Below are 14,798 nucleotides of genomic sequence, written 5' to 3'. Positions count from 1 at the left end.
CTGATCGACAAATACACGGGAGGGATGTTGATGGAGAGAGCACTGATCATCATCGACTATACGGTCGATTTTATCGCCGATGACGGCGCGCTGACATGCGGCAAACCGGGGCAGGCAATCGAGGCCGAACTGGTGCGCGTGACGAAACAGTTTATAGATCATGGCGACTTTGTCGTGTTTGCCATTGATCAACATAAGGCAGGGGATCGTTACCATCCCGAATCGAAGCTGTTTCCGCCGCACAACATTGAAGGGACAGAAGGCCGAAAGCTGTACGGAGAGCTTGAAGCCGTCTATGAGGCGAACAAGCATAAAGACCATGTGTACTGGATCGACAAAACGCGCTACAGCGCATTCGCCGGAACCGATTTGGAGATCAAATTGCGCGAGAGAGGCATTACGGAAGTGCATTTGGTCGGCTGCTGCACCGATATTTGCGTTCTTCATACGGCCGTCGATGCCTACAACAAAGGGTTTCACATTGTCGTTCACCGGCGGGCGGTCGCGAGTTTTGACCCGGCGGGACACGTGTGGGCGCTTCGCCATTTTCGCCATACGTTGGGCGCGGAAATAGTGGAATAATGGCGAAAACGTGATAGAATAGACGATGAACGTTCTCTTTTGCTGCGGCGCAGTCATTTGTACGTTGGAGGTTCTGCATTCATGAACGGAAAATATGCCGATGACAGTTTGATGCTTCATACGGACTTATATCAAATCAATATGGTCGAAACGTACTGGGAAGACGGGATGCATGAGCGCCGCGCCGTGTTTGAGGTGTTTTTTCGCAAGCTGCCGTTTGGCAACGGCTATGCCGTCTTTGCCGGGCTTGAGCGCGTAATACAGTTTTTGCAGGGATTTCGTTTTTCCGACAGCGATATCGACTATTTGCGCAATGAGCTTGGCTACCGCGACGATTTTTTGGATTATTTGCGGACGCTTCGCTTTACCGGCACCGTCCGTTCGGTGCGCGAAGGGGAAGTGGTGTTTGCCAACGAACCGATCATGCGCATTGAGGCGCCGCTCGCCGAGGCGCAGCTCATTGAAACGGCCATTTTAAACATCATCAATTTTCAGACGCTCATCGCCACGAAAGCGTCGCGCATTAAGCATATTCTCGGGGACGAACCGGCTTTGGAGTTCGGCAGCCGGCGGGCGCAGGAGATGGATGCGGCGCTTTGGGGCGCGCGCGCAGCGTATATCGGCGGGATAGAGGCGACATCGAACGTGCGCGCTGGCAAGCTGTTTGGTATTCCGGTCGCCGGAACGCACGCCCATTCGATGATTCAAGCGTATCACGATGAATACACCGCCTTTTTGAAGTACGCCCGCCGCCATAAAGATTGCGTCTTTCTTGTCGATACGTATGATACGTTGAAATCGGGAGTGCCCAACGCCATTCGCGTCGCCAAGGAGTTGGGCGACCGAATCAACTTTATCGGCATCCGCATCGACAGCGGTGACTTGGCCTATTTGTCGAAGGAAGCGCGGAAAATGCTCGATGAAGCCGGATTCCCGAACGCGAAAATTTTTGCCTCAAACGATTTGGACGAAGATACGATTTTAAACTTGAAATCGCAAGGGGCGAAAATCGATGTCTGGGGGATCGGCACAAAGCTCATTACCGCGTACGATCAGCCAGCGCTCGGCGCCGTGTACAAAATGGTGGCGATCGAAAACGAACAAGGGGAAATGGTCGATACGATCAAAATCAGCGGCAATCCGGAAAAGGTGACGACCCCGGGGTTGAAGCGGGTGTACCGCATCGTCAACAAAATCAACCAGAAAGCGGAAGGCGACTACATCGCTTTAGAGAGCGAAAACCCGCAGCAAGAAGAACGATTGAAAATGTTTCATCCAGTGTATACATTCATCAGCAAATTCGTCACCAATTTCGAAGCGCGCGATTTGCATGTGACCGTTTTCGACCAGGGCAGACTTGTCTATACGTCGCCGCCGCTTGCCGACATTCAGGCGTATGCGAAAGAAAGCTTGCGCTTGTTTTGGGAGGAGTACAAACGGACGCTCAATCCCGAGCAATATCCGGTCGATTTGAGCCAGGCGTGCTGGGACAATAAGATGGAAAACATCCGCAAAGTGAAAGAAGCGGTGGCGCGCATGTCGATGAAAGAGTAGCCGGCCGCCGGGCGCGGACAAGCTGAGAGGCGGGTTGGCGCTCGCGCGACAGGCGGCGATGGGATGACCCGCCGCCTCCTTTTTGTTTGCCGCGGATGGCGGAAGTTGCGGGTGCAACGCGATGGGCTTGCCGTCCGGAAAACAAGTGGGACGGCCGCCACGACGAAAGCAGGGTGTGCGGAATCGGCACGGGATGAGAAACGGCTTGGTCAATGACGAGCTGAACAGCCACGACGAAAGCAGGGTGTCCCGAATCGGCACGGGACACCCTCTTCCATCGCGACGTCGTACGTATAGAACGCTTTGCTTGAGACCTATGAAGACAGCCGCCCTTTTAAGTTGGTCTCTTTCGGTGTGGACGGTTGCCGGTTTTGGCTTGACAGCTGCCGATCGAGTTCGTCAACGAGGAAGGCGAAATGGCGCAAGACGCGCTCGATCGGTTCGGGGCTTGTCATATCCACTCCGGCCCGCTTGAGCAGACGGATCGGGTCATCGGATGCGCCGGCGCGCAAAAATTGTTTGTACCGCTTTACCGCTTCGCCGCTTTGATCGGTTTTGATAGCGCGCACAATGGCGTGCGAGGCTGCGAGCGAAGTGGCATATTTGTATACATAAAAGGCGTCGTAAAAATGCGGAATGCGCAGCCAGCCGCGCGCGGCGCCGGGATCGGCAGCGTACGCCGGGCCATAATACGTTTTGAGCAGGCCAAGCCAAAGATCGTTCAATTCGTCCGCTGTGAGACTGCCGCCTTGGCGCACCTTGTCGTGAATCGTTCGCTCAAATTCGGAATACATCACTTGCGTGTACAATGTGCCGCGAATTTGCTCGATTTGTTCGATGAGCAGGCGGAGTTTTTCTTCTTTTGTTTTCGCCTGTTTGTACAAATAATCGAGCAGGAGCCATTCGTTCGCCGTTGATGCCACTTCCGCGGTGAAAATCGAATGGCCGGAATAATGGTACGGCTGCGTCTCGTTCGTGTACACGGAATGCATGGCGTGCCCAAGTTCGTGGGCCATCGTCAACACGCTGTCAAGCGAACCGTTGTAATTGAGCAAGATGAACGGATGGGTGTCATACGCTCCGGTGTTATAGCCGCCCGTATATTTTTTCGGGCGCGGGTAGACATCCAACCATCGTTCTTGAAACGCGCGGTGCACGCGGCGAATATAGTCGGTGCCGAGCGGCTTGAGCCCTTCCATCATGAGCGTCTTCGCCGTTTCAACCGGAATCGGCTTCATGGGTTCACTGACAAGCGGTACGTACAAGTCATAGCTATGGACGCGGTCCAGCCCGAGCGCGCGCCGCCGCAGTTCGACATAGCGGTGAAGCGCCGGCAAGTGGCGGCGGGTGGCGGCGATCAAATGATCAAACACTTCCTTCGGTACGTCATCGGCGGCAAGGGCGGCGGCGAGGCCGGACGGATAGCGGCGCACGTTCGCATACAATTCATCCGCTTTCACCGAAGCATACAGCGTCGCGGCGGCGGTTTGTTCCATGGCTTCATAGCTTTTGGCTCTCGCTTCAAACGCCGCTTTTCGATAGCGGCGGTCCGAGTGTTCAAGCATGGCGGCGTATTGGTCGTCGGTCAATGTCACCGTTTTTCCGTCCGGCATCTTGACAGACGGCGGCTCATAATCGCCGCGGGCGGCGTGGTCATAAATGTTCTCCGCTTCCCCGAGCGCCGGCGATAGTTTCGCGAGCAGCTGTTCTTCGCGTTTTGTGAGCGTATGCGGTTTTTGTTCGCGCAACTCATGGAAGTAATAGCGGTACGCCTTCAGCGGTTCACTTTTTTGCAGCTTCTTCAGCGTCCGCTCCGGAAGGGCGAGCAGCTCTGGTTCGATAAATGCAGTCTTTGCCGCATAGTGGGCGGCGAGCGCTTCCACTTTTGCCCCGAGCCGCGCGGCCGTCTTGTCTTCGATGTTCAAGTCGCGTTTTAAATGGGCGTAAAGCGACAGTTTTTCGAGCTTGCGGGCTGTTTGTTCGTTGAGGGCGAACAGTTGGGCGATTGTCTTGGCATCGTCAAGCTTCCCTTCAAACGCCGCCAGTTTCGGCAAGGCGTTTTGCACCGCCTGATAGTCGCGCATCCACTCGTGCTCGGATGGGTAAATGTCAGCTACATTCCATTCGTATGCCGTTTCGGCGGCCGATGTCGGCCATGGGGAGGTCAAAAGAAGCCCAGCGGCGAGCCCAAGGAGCCAGCGCTTCATATGATCACGTCCTTTGCCTGTTTTCCTCTTGTTGGTAGTATGCGCAAGCAGAACGATTTTAGCCAAAAAAAGAAAGGGAGACGATCCATGGAACGAATCCGTTTAGCGGACGATTTGACTTTTTCTCGCCTGATTCACGGCTGTTGGCGGCTTGCCGACTGGGGCTATTCGGCCGAGCAGCTGCTCGGGCTCATCGAATTTTGCCTTGAGCGCGGCATTACCACGTTTGACCATGCCGATATTTACGGCAACTACACGTGCGAATCGCGCTTTGGCGAGGCGTTGGCGTTACAGCCAAGCTTGCGCGGCCAGATGGAGATCGTGACGAAATGCGGCATTAAGCTGCCATCGAAGTACGGAATGAAGTCGTACGATACAAGCAAAGATCATATCATCGCTTCGGTCGAGCAGTCGCTGCGGAATTTCCGCACCGATTATATCGATGTGCTGCTCATCCACCGCCCCGATCCATTCATGAACCCCGAAGAGGTGGCCGAGGCGTTTTTGCGGCTGAAACAGGATGGAAAGGTGCGTTATTTTGGCGTCTCGAACTTTAAACGTTCGCAGTGGGAACTGTTGCAGTCGTATTTGCCGTTTCCTCTCGTCACCAACCAAATCGAAGCATCGGCGTACCGGCTCGAAAATTTTGTGGACGGCACAGTGGATCTTTGCCTAGAAAAGCGGGTTCCGCCGATGGTGTGGTCGCCGCTCGCTGGCGGAGCGATTTTTTCCGCTGACGATGACCGGGCGGTGCGTCTGCGCGGGACGCTTGAACAAGTGCGGGGCGAAGCGGGCGCTGCGACGATCGATGAAGTGCTGTATGCGTGGCTTCTCGTTCATCCAGCGCGGATGATGCCGATTGTCGGATCGGGAAAACGAGAACGCATCGAGCGGGCGGTGCGGGCGCTGTCTTTGCCGCTTTCCCGCGAGCAATGGTTCGCCATTTGGCAAAGCTCGATGGGGCATGAGGTGCCATAAGGGGAGAAGCCGATGAAAGTCATTATTGCGGAAAAACCGGACCAAGGGGCGACGCTCGCCTCGATTTTTCAGACGAAAAAACGGCAAGGCTATATCGAAATTTTGCCGAATGACTTGTTTCCGGATGGGGCGTATATGACATGGGCGATCGGGCATTTGTTCCAGCTCGCCCCGCCCGAGCGGTACCGCCCGGAGTGGAAACGGTGGACGCTCAACACGTTGCCGATCGTCCCGGAACGGTTCGAGTATGAGATCGAAAAAGCGAAGGCGAAACAGTTTCAAGTGATTAAGGAGTTGCTGCGGAAGCCGGAAGTGACGGAAATCATCCATGCGGGAGACGCCGGGCGCGAGGGGGAGCTCATTGTGCGCAACGTGATTCGCCTCAGCGGCGTTAACAAGCCGATCAGGCGGCTTTGGCTGTCATCGTTGACCCCAAAGGCCATTGCCGAAGGATTTCGCCGCCTGCTCGATGAGCAGACGACGCGTCCGCTCTATGAAGAAGCGTATGCCCGCGCCTGCGCGGATTGGCTCGTCGGCATGAACGCTTCGCGCGTGTACAGCTTGTTGCTGAAAGAGCGCGGGATGAACGATGTGTTTTCCGTCGGGCGCGTGCAGACGCCGACCTTGGCTCTTATTGTCCGGCGCGAGCGGGAAATCGAGCAGTTCCGCCCGGAGCCGTTTTGGGAAGTCGTCGCTTCGTTTGCCATCGGCGATAAGCGCTATGAAGGAAAATGGACGGATGAAAACGGCCAAACGCGTCTCAAGGACGAGGAGATGGCGAAACAGATCGCGGCCTTTTGCCAAGGAAAACGAGCGGAAGTCGCCGACGTCCGCACCGAGCGGAAAACGTATCAGCCGCCGCTGTTGTTCAACTTATCGACGCTGCAGGCGACAGCGAACAAGCTGTACCGCTTCTCGCCGAAAAAAACGCTCGATGTGCTGCAATCGCTCTACCAAAAAGGAATCGTTTCGTACCCGCGTTCTGATTCGATGCATGTGACTAGGGGAGAGGCGGAAACGTTCCCGGCCATTTTGCAAAAGCTGTCGTCGTTTCCGGCGTACGCTTCGTATTTTCCGCTGCCGCGGCCGTCGATTTTACAGAATAAACGTTATGTAAACGAGAAAAAAGTGACCGACCACTACGCCATCATCCCGACGGAACAGGTCGTTGACCCGGAGAAGCTGTCGGCCGACGAGCGAAACGTGTACGATTTAGTCGTGCGCCGCTTGATCGCCGCCCACCACCAGGCGGCGGTCATGGATTATACGACCGTCACGACGTTGGTTGACGGTCGGGCTCGCTTCGTTTCGAAAGGAAGGCAAGTCGTTGAGGAGGGGTGGCGCACCGTCATCCGTCCGCATGAGGAGGAGAAAGACGCGGTGCTGCCGCCGCTCGAGCGGGGCGAAGCGGGGGAGGCGGCCGCTGTCAAGGTGAAAGAAGGGAAAACCGAGCCGCCGAAACGGTATACGGAAGGCGAACTCATCACCTTGATGAAAACGGCGGGAACATTTTTGGACGACGAGGAGCTGGAAAAAGTGCTCTCCAAAACGGAAGGGCTCGGCACGGAAGCGACAAGGGCGGCGATCATTACGATGCTGAAGGAACGAAAATACATTGAAGTAAAAAATAACCTCGTCTATCCGACGGACAAGGCGAAAGTATTGATCGAGGCGCTTGGCGGCACGATTCTCGCCTCGCCGGAAATGACAGCGAAATGGGAGCAGCGCCTAAGCGAAATCGGTGAAGGAGCGGCCTCGCCCGCCTTGTTTATGGAACAGGTGAAAAAGCTGGCGCAAAAAGTAGTCGCTGACGCCATCGCCGCCGCCCCGGCTTGGAATTTCAACGGGGTCGACACCGCCTCGATCCAGCGGACGAGAACGAAAAAAACGATCGGTGAGAAGCTCGGGCCGTGCCCGCTTTGCGGAGGGACCGTCATCGACAAAGGAACGTTGTACGGCTGCGACCAGTACGCGAAAACAAAATGCTCGTTTACGATCGCCAAACGCATTCTCGGCAAATCGATTTCAGCGGCGAATGTGAAAAAGCTGCTGGTAAAAGGAAAAACCAATGTCATTAAAGGATTCAAAAAAGGCGGAAAAACGTTTGACGCTGTCCTTGTGTGGGATGAAAACGAGAAGAAATTGTCGTTTCAGTTTCCGAAGCGGTAATGAAGGCAACAGAGGAAATAGGGGGCGGGGCGCTTGGCCCAAGGGCGGACCGATGGCGTCCCGCCTTTTTTGCCGGTTACTCCGTTTGCGGCTCTTGAATCCGTTCCATCAGCCGCTCCGGCTCGCTTGGCGCGGCAAAACCGAACCGCATGATCCGGCCTCCTTTTTCATAAAGGATACACCGAATCGGATCAGATGGAAACGATTTTGTTTTTAAACAATAATAATATTATGTAAACTAAAATCCCGCCCGTCTCCCTGAAGGCTAGTCAATGGTCGGGCGGCCGGCGGCAAGCGGCGATGCGAGCCGGGCGGTCGGGATAGTCGGTAAAGATCCCGTCTACGCCCATGGTGCATAGGCGCGCCAGATCGTGCGGCGCATTGACGGTATAGACGTGGACGATGAGCCCGCGGCGATGGGCGGCGCGCACTCGCTCTTTGGTGACGGCCGAAAGCGGCAAGCCGATGCCATCGGCGTAGGAGGCGATTTGTCTCAGCCGTTGATCGTTCCAATGTTGCGCTTCCCTTCCGTCGATCAATTGGATGAGCGGAATGCCGCGCGGAATGAGCCGACGCAGCGCCTCGAGGCTTTTTCGGGAAAACGATTGAAACATGACGCGGCCGGGGCGAAACATGTGATGGCTTTGCAGCAGGTGCGCGACGGCCTTTTCGATGCCGGGCTGTTTCGTTTCGATGTACAGCGGGGCTTCCACACACTCCGCTTTCAACATCTGAATGACCTCATCAAGCGTCGGGACGCGCTCGCCGGCAAAGCGTGGAGCCAACCACGAGCCAGCATCCAACTTTTTGAGCTCACGAATTGAAAAATCGCTGACCTGCCATGGCGATCGGCGCGGATAAACGGTTTCGGCGTTTGTCGTCCGAGCGAGTGTGGCATCATGCAAAGCGACGAGCTTCCCGTCTCGGGTGGCCCGCACATCGACTTCGATATAGTCGGCCTGCATGCGGGCGGCGAGGCGGTAGGACGTGAGCGTATGCTCCGGCGCGTGTCCGGATGCGCCGCGGTGGGCGATGATGATCGGTTTCGGGGCGACGGACGGCTGTGCGGCGGTTGATGCGGCGAGGCCGAGCGGCAGGCACAATAACCACAACACATGAAGCCATTGGCGGAGGGCGGCGGTTTGGCGCAACGTCGTTCCCCCCTTTCTCTTTGCATTATACTTTATTGAAATGAAGCGATTGTGAAGAGATGGTAAAGATGTGGTGAAACGCACGGAACATGAATCATTATTTGTATTTTGCTTCCTTTTGCAAAATGGTATGCGTTTTGATTCGAAAGGGGAGGTTTGTTGCTGCCTACTGTAAGTGCCAACAAAGACGTTGGGCTATAGCCAAGCGGCAAGGCAACGGACTTTGACTTCCGTGATGCGCTCGTTCGAATCCAGCTAGCCGAGCTGAATGGCCGGACGGGGCGGCTTTTGCCGCGTAGCCGGCAGGCAGAAACGGTTTCCGCCATGTCGTGCGGGGCCGTTTTTTCATTCGCCGGACAGCAAGGACGAGTCAATACGTTCAACGTCTAGTTTAGCAAAACTCCACATCCGCTTTTTCAAATATAAACAGCGCCGCAAAAAAAGCGTAGTCGGCAGGACTTTGGCGAATGGCGGCGAATGCAAAAAGGGAAAGGGGAGAGCGACAATGAAAACAGCCGATTTATGCGATCAATTTTTAGACGAGCTGCAAGTATGCGAGGTGCCGTTCCAATCATATGGCGGAAAACAGATGTTTTCCGGACCGATTGCGACGGTCGACGTGTTTGAGGACAACGTGCTTGTCCGGGAAGCGCTCGAGACCGTTCCAGCGGGGACGGTGTTGGTTGTCGACGGAAAAGGGTCGCGCCGCGTTGCGTTATTCGGCGACCGATTGGCGCAAATTGCCTGCGAGAGAGGGCTCGCTGGCGTCATTATCCACGGCTGCATCCGCGATTCAGCGGAAATTGGCGCCATGCCGATTGGAGTAATGGCGATCGGCACATGTCCCGTGAAAAGCAAAAAAGAAGGAAAAGGCGCCCGCGATGTCGTGCTTGAATTTGGCGGCGTCCGTTGGGAACCGGGAGCGTACGTGTACGCCGATGCGGACGGCATTGTCGTGGCCCGCGACGATTTGGCGGCAAAAAACGGTTGACGGCAGCGTCCCGCTTGTACTACGATGGAGACGGATGCTTGTTCCATGACAGTGTAGATATGGTGAAGAACCCACAAGGTGCCTGAGCTCGTCAAACCGGCTCGGGTGAAAAGGGAAGTCCGGTGAAAATCCGGCACGGTGCCCGCCACTGTGATGGGGAGCTTTGCGGCAACAAGTCACTGAAGGATGCTTCGGGAAGGCGCCGCAAGCGATGATCCTAAGTCAGGAGACCTGCCTTGTTTGGGTCGGACGGATGCCTACGGGACTATAGGCAGACGTGCGGGAGAATGGTGGCCGAACTAGGCACTTTTAGGCTTCTTTTTTGGTTTCGTACGCATTTTTCTGCACCTCTGCTGTAGAGGTGCTTTTTTATTTTTCTTGGAGCGAAGCTGAAAGGTGTTTATTTCTACCAATCTTGCAAAAGGAGGAATTCGATGGCGACGTGGGACTTGCGGGGAATGAGGCATCATTTGTTCATTTGCAACGGCGGGACGTGCCTCCGTCATGGCGGGGAGGAAGTGACGCTGGCGGTGCGCGAAGAGATCGCCCGTCTTGGTTTGGACGATCTTGTTCATACGACACGAACGCGCTGCAACGGCCGCTGCCAAGACGCATGCGTGATGATCGTCTACCCGGACGGCGTCTGGTACCGACAAATGACGCCGGAAAAGGCGCGGGAGGTGGTGCGCATCCATCTTTGTGAAGGGGCGCCGATTCGCGAATGGGCGACGTATGAGTTTGATGAGGAGGCAGGATGCAAATGGGCGCCAGCAGGGGAAAGCGAGGCGCCGGTTGGGAAGCGGAAAACGGCTAATGAACCGAAGGGGGCGAATCGATAACGATGCGAACAAGTCGTTGGCTTGCCATCGCGGTGCTATTGACAAGTTACTTCTTCTTGACGAATGAACAAGACGCGTATGCCATGCACATTATGGAAGGGTTTTTGCCAGCGAAATGGGCGCTATTTTGGTGGGGATTGTTTCTTCCATTTTTCTTGTTGGGTTTACGTCGTCTCGTCCGCACGCTGAAAGAGCATCCGGAGCAAAAGCTGCTCATGGCTTTGGCCGGGGCGTTTACGTTCGTGCTGTCGGCGCTGAAAATTCCGTCCGTCACCGGAAGCAGCTCCCACCCGACCGGCATCGGCTTTGGGGCCGCGTTGTTTGGACCGTGGGTGATGGTTGTCATCGGCACGCTAGTTCTTCTGTTCCAAGCGTTGCTGCTTGCTCATGGCGGATTGACGACATTGGGGGCGAACGCTTTGTCGATGGCGGTCGTTGGGCCGCTGGTTGCGTTTAGCGTGTATCAGCTGCACCGGCGCGGTCTTGTTTCACATCGGGTGGCGCTATTTTTAGCTGCCTGTTTGTCAGATTTGGCGACCTATGTCACTACATCCGTTCAATTGGCAGTCGCGTTTCCAGCGGCGGATGGCGGCGTGCTCGCTTCGTTTTTAAAATTTGCCGGCATTTTTGCCATCACTCAAGTGCCGCTGGCGGTGACGGAAGGTATTTTGACGGTGATGGTCTGGAACTGGCTCGCTTCATACCAAGCTTCTCCGCTATTTGAACGGGAAAAGGGGGCGTGATTCGATGAAGAAAAACTGGTGGCTGTTCGCTTTCGTCGTGGTGTTGATCCTTCTTCCGCTTTGGTGGGCGCGCGGCTCCGAATTTGGCGGCACCGATGATCAGGCGGAACGGGCGATTCAAACGCTCGCTCCGCATTACCGGCCGTGGTTTGAATCGATTTTCACCCCGCCGGGCGGCGAAGTGGAAACGCTGCTGTTTTCGCTGCAAGCCGCTCTTGGCGCTGGCGTCATTGGCTACGTGATCGGCCTGTATAAAGGGCGATCGGAACGGAAGAACGGGCATGATTCGCGAGTTTGATCGGTTCGCCTATGACAATCGGCTGCGAACGTGGCGAGCGGAATGGAAGCTGGCGATGGCGCTGATTTTGTTGGTGCTTGGAATGATAAGCAGCTGGCGCGAACAGCTGCTCATTATGGCCGGAATGACGTATTGGATCATCGGCCGCGCCGGTGTACCGCTTTCGCTGTATGGAAAAGCAATGGCTGCCGCTTCGGTTTTTTTAGGAGTCAGTTTATTGACCATGATCGTTTCTATTTCTCTTCCATTTCGGTTATCTATTTCCTATAGCCAGCTGCGGCCGGCCGCTGAACTGGCTGTTCGCTCGTTGGCGGCGTGGTCTTGTTTGTTTTTCCTTCTGATCACTACGCCGGCGCCGGAATGGTTTGCCGTCCTGCGGCGTTGCCGTCTTCCGGCGGCGGTCATCGAGCTTTGTTTTCTGATGTACCGCTTCGTCTTTTTGCTTGAGCAGGCGGCGGTTGAGCTGTGGCTGGCGTTGCGCGCCCGCAACGGGGGAACACATTGGCGGCATGGGGGGATGCTCATGTACCAATTGTGGCTGAAGGCCGGGCAATCGTACGAAGCGCTCGGGCGCGCGCTTACCGCTCGCGGGGGAATCGATTCGTTTGTCTATCGGCATCAGCCGTTGGACACAAAACCACACATCGGTGACATGACAGCCGGCGCCGCGTTGATCGGGCTGCTGCTCGGCATGGTTTGGTGGAAAGGGTGAAAAAGGTGCTGCTGCGGATGGAACAAGTGCGCTATGCTTACGATTCCTCGCGCGATGTGCTCAACGGGGTTGATTGGGAAATTCCAGCAGGGAAAAAATGCGCGCTCATCGGCGCAAACGGCTGCGGCAAAACGACGCTGTTTCTTCATCTGAACGGATTGCTGCGGGCGCAGTCGGGCGCGCTGTATTGGAAAGGGAGCAACATGTATGAGCGCGGGGCCGATTGGCGGCGCTGGCGGCGTGAAGTCAGCCTCGTTTTTCAAAATCCGGAACATCAGCTGATTGCGCCGCTCGTGCGCGATGAATTGGCGATTAGCCTCGCTCACGCTGGGGTCAATGACGAACAGATGAGAACCGCTTTGTCGGCGCTTGTTGATGAATACGGACTCGGTGATTGGCTCGATCGCCCCACCCATCAGCTCAGCCTCGGACAGAAAAAGTGGCTGACGCTTTGTTCGGCGATGGCGACAAACCCGGACTTGCTTGTGTTGGATGAACCGACGGCGTATTTAGACCAACATCAAACGAAACAGTTTTTGCGGCAAATCGATGTCATTCATCAAAGGGGAACGACCGTGCTCATTGCCACGCATGACATGGATTTCGTCTGGCAATGGGCCGATTGGGTCGCTGTCATGCACGAAGGCCGGATTGTCAAGCAAGGATCGCCGGAAGACGTTTTTGCCGATCGCCACCAGCTGCTCGCGGTCCGTTTGGACGTGCCGCTGTTTGTTCGGTTCTGGAAGGAGTGGGGGCCGAAGGGAGTTTCGATGCCGCGGCCATGGCCAGAAGAACAAGGAGGGGAAACGCATGAGAGGTAAGTTGTTGATCGTCGGCTTCGGACCCGGCAGTGTTGACCATATGACGAAGCGGGCCCGTGAAGCCATTGAAGAAAGCGACGTCATCATTGGCTACAAAACATACATTGAGCTTGTGCGCGATTTGACCGCCGGAAAGGAAATCATCAGCACCGGCATGACCGAAGAAGTAAGCCGCGCCCAAGCGGCGGTGAAATGGGCGGAGCGCGGCAAGACGGTCGCTGTCATTTCCAGCGGCGACGCCGGGCTGTACGGCATGGCGGGACTTGTCTACGAAGTGCTGATTGAAAAAGGCTGGACGAAAGACGATCCGATTGAAGTGGAAGTCATTCCGGGCATTTCCGCCATTCACTCGTGCGCCGCTTTGCTTGGGGCGCCGATTATGCACGATGCGTGCACGATCAGCTTGAGCGACCATTTGACGCCGTGGGAGCTGATTGAAAAGCGGCTCGAAGCCGCGGCGGCGGCCGATTTTGTCATCGCGCTTTACAACCCGAAAAGCGGGCGGCGCACGCGGCAAATTGTGGAAGCGCAGCGCATTCTGCTTCGCCACCGGGCGCCCGAGACGCCAGTCGGACTAGTGAAAAGCGCGTACCGCGAACGCCAGCAGATCGTCCTCACCGACTTGGCCCATATGCTTGACCATGAAATCGGCATGTTGACGACGGTCATTATCGGCAATTCAACGACGTTTGTTCACGATGGGCTGATGATCACGCCGCGCGGCTACCAGCGCAAATATCATTTGACCGCGGCCGTCCAGCCGCTCAAGCCGCACGAGCGGCTGCGCAAAGAAGCGGAGCCGTGGGCGCTCGAACAGACGAAACCGTTGAACGGCGGCCCCGTTCTTGAAACCGGCGGCGAGCCAGAGACTGAGCGGCCCCGTGTTTCTCTGCCATCCGCGTCTCTGCCTCTCTCTGCTTCGAGCGCCGCTCTGCCGGCGGCGGCCCGACAGGCGAAGGAGTCGGGGTCGGCCATACCGCCTGTCGACCGTCCCATGGCGGCGAAAGAAGTTGCCGAAGACGCGCTCGCTGCCTTGACTCACCGGTCTATGCGCCCAGCCCCGGTGCTGTTCGAGGCGGCCGTCAGTCCGGGCGTGGCCAATAAACAGTTCACTCCGGAACAGCTTATCGTGCTCGCGGAAGTAGTCGGACCGGATGGAAAGATGACTTACACTCCGGACCATTATATGAAAATTGAACGGTTAACAGAGGATCCGGCTAGGCTGACGGCCCGTCTTGTGGCCGCCGGACTGACAGTGATGCCGGTCGGCGAGGTGCTGACGGTGAAGGCATGTGATTTTTGCGACGGGGAGAAAAAAGATGCCATTCCGTACGCCGAGGAACTGGCGCGGCGATTTGGCGGCATGGCGTTGCCGAAAGAGCTGAAGCTCGGCGTCAACGGCTGCGGGATGGCGTGCTACGGCGCGGTGCGCGAAGACATCGGCATCGTGTATCGGAAAGGAAAATTTGATTTGTTTTTGGGTGGAAAAACGGTCGGCCGCAACGCTCACCCTGGCCAGCTTGTCGCCGAGGGCATTCCAAAAGAAGAAATCATCACCGTCATTGCTGATATTATTGAACACTATAAAGAATACGGTCATCCGAACGAACGGTTTCATAAGTTTTTCGCCCGCGTCAAGCAAATCGGCCCGTTTCGTCACGAAGAAGCAACGGCCGCCGCTGCTGTGGAAACGGCCGCCTGCGGCGACTGACAACCGCAAGCCGTTTCCGACGGCGGCGGAAACAGCGGCCGG

Annotated in this window: 13 protein-coding genes, 1 tRNA gene and 1 riboswitch; of the genes, 12 read left to right on the top strand and 2 right to left on the bottom strand. The window is 56.2% G+C overall.

All coding sequences use genetic code 11. From position 1 onward, the window contains the following. The first annotated feature begins 30 nt into the window (after nucleotides 1-30). Nucleotides 31-582: a cysteine hydrolase family protein gene (locus GC56T2_RS08900; RefSeq protein ID WP_144974588.1), complete on the top strand. Its 552-nt coding sequence runs from the start codon at nucleotides 31-33 to the stop codon at nucleotides 580-582. Nucleotides 583-663: 81 nt separating this feature from the next. Continuing rightward, on the top strand, nucleotides 664-2,136 hold the full coding sequence (locus tag GC56T2_RS08895; protein WP_144974586.1) for a nicotinate phosphoribosyltransferase: 1,473 nt from the start codon (nucleotides 664-666) through the stop codon (nucleotides 2,134-2,136). A gap of 314 nt (nucleotides 2,137-2,450) precedes the next feature. On the opposite strand, the gene pepF is transcribed toward GC56T2_RS08895, so the two are convergent. Continuing rightward, entirely contained in the window at nucleotides 2,451-4,343 is a 1,893-nt protein-coding gene (gene pepF / locus GC56T2_RS08890) for an oligoendopeptidase F (protein ID WP_144974584.1), read from the bottom strand. Nucleotides 4,344-4,430: 87 nt separating this feature from the next. Between pepF and GC56T2_RS08885 the strand changes: the two genes are divergently transcribed. Together GC56T2_RS08885 and GC56T2_RS08880 are read left to right on the top strand one after the other, a co-directional pair. Beyond that, complete coding sequence (locus GC56T2_RS08885; protein WP_144974582.1) at nucleotides 4,431-5,321, top strand: aldo/keto reductase; 891 nt, start codon at nucleotides 4,431-4,433, stop codon at nucleotides 5,319-5,321. Nucleotides 5,322-5,333: 12 nt separating this feature from the next. After that, nucleotides 5,334-7,490: a DNA topoisomerase III gene (locus GC56T2_RS08880; protein ID WP_144974580.1), complete on the top strand. Its 2,157-nt coding sequence runs from the start codon at nucleotides 5,334-5,336 to the stop codon at nucleotides 7,488-7,490. A 269-nt stretch (nucleotides 7,491-7,759) separates the two neighbouring features. On the opposite strand, the gene GC56T2_RS08870 is transcribed toward GC56T2_RS08880, so the two are convergent. After that, on the bottom strand, nucleotides 7,760-8,641 hold the full coding sequence (locus tag GC56T2_RS08870; protein WP_144974578.1) for a glycerophosphodiester phosphodiesterase family protein: 882 nt from the start codon (nucleotides 8,639-8,641) through the stop codon (nucleotides 7,760-7,762). 191 nt (nucleotides 8,642-8,832) lie between these two features. On the opposite strand from GC56T2_RS08870, the gene GC56T2_RS08865 reads away from it, so the two are divergent. The 8 genes from GC56T2_RS08865 to cobJ all read left to right on the top strand — a co-directional run bounded on the left by GC56T2_RS08865 (nucleotide 8,833) and on the right by cobJ (nucleotide 14,756). Beyond that, nucleotides 8,833-8,905: transfer RNA gene (locus GC56T2_RS08865), tRNA-Gln, on the top strand. 241 nt (nucleotides 8,906-9,146) lie between these two features. Then, entirely contained in the window at nucleotides 9,147-9,632 is a 486-nt protein-coding gene (gene rraA / locus GC56T2_RS08860) for a ribonuclease E activity regulator RraA (protein WP_144974575.1), read from the top strand. Nucleotides 9,633-9,691: 59 nt separating this feature from the next. Then, nucleotides 9,692-9,885, top strand: a riboswitch (cobalamin riboswitch). 181 nt (nucleotides 9,886-10,066) lie between these two features. Further along, the gene (locus GC56T2_RS08855) at nucleotides 10,067-10,471 is read left to right on the top strand and encodes a (2Fe-2S) ferredoxin domain-containing protein (RefSeq protein ID WP_144974573.1); all 405 of its coding nucleotides are present in this window, start codon (nucleotides 10,067-10,069) and stop codon (nucleotides 10,469-10,471) included. A gap of 2 nt (nucleotides 10,472-10,473) precedes the next feature. Beyond that, the gene (locus tag GC56T2_RS08850) at nucleotides 10,474-11,214 is read left to right on the top strand and encodes an energy-coupling factor ABC transporter permease (protein ID WP_144974570.1); all 741 of its coding nucleotides are present in this window, start codon (nucleotides 10,474-10,476) and stop codon (nucleotides 11,212-11,214) included. A 4-nt stretch (nucleotides 11,215-11,218) separates the two neighbouring features. Then, a complete protein-coding gene (locus GC56T2_RS08845) occupies nucleotides 11,219-11,512 on the top strand; it encodes an energy-coupling factor ABC transporter substrate-binding protein (RefSeq protein WP_144974568.1) in 294 nt (97 codons plus the stop codon). Next, nucleotides 11,496-12,224 carry an energy-coupling factor transporter transmembrane component T family protein gene (locus GC56T2_RS08840; protein WP_144974565.1) on the top strand — a complete coding sequence of 243 codons (729 nt, stop codon included), beginning with the start codon at nucleotides 11,496-11,498 and terminating at the stop codon, nucleotides 12,222-12,224. Before GC56T2_RS08845 ends, GC56T2_RS08840 begins: the two co-directional genes overlap by 17 nt. Nucleotides 12,225-12,229: 5 nt before the next feature. Further along, on the top strand, nucleotides 12,230-13,045 hold the full coding sequence (locus tag GC56T2_RS08835; protein ID WP_370454563.1) for an energy-coupling factor ABC transporter ATP-binding protein: 816 nt from the start codon (nucleotides 12,230-12,232) through the stop codon (nucleotides 13,043-13,045). Then, on the top strand, nucleotides 13,035-14,756 hold the full coding sequence (gene cobJ, locus GC56T2_RS08830; RefSeq protein WP_144974561.1) for a precorrin-3B C(17)-methyltransferase: 1,722 nt from the start codon (nucleotides 13,035-13,037) through the stop codon (nucleotides 14,754-14,756). Before GC56T2_RS08835 ends, cobJ begins: the two co-directional genes overlap by 11 nt. The last annotated feature ends 42 nt before the right edge of the window (nucleotides 14,757-14,798 follow it).

It is taken from the genome of Geobacillus sp. C56-T2 (genome assembly GCF_007829715.1).
Classification (GTDB): Bacteria; Bacillota; Bacilli; order Bacillales; family Anoxybacillaceae; genus Geobacillus; species Geobacillus icigianus.
The sequence above is the reverse complement of the archived record's forward strand: the minus strand, read 5'-3'. Positions and strand labels throughout refer to the sequence as shown.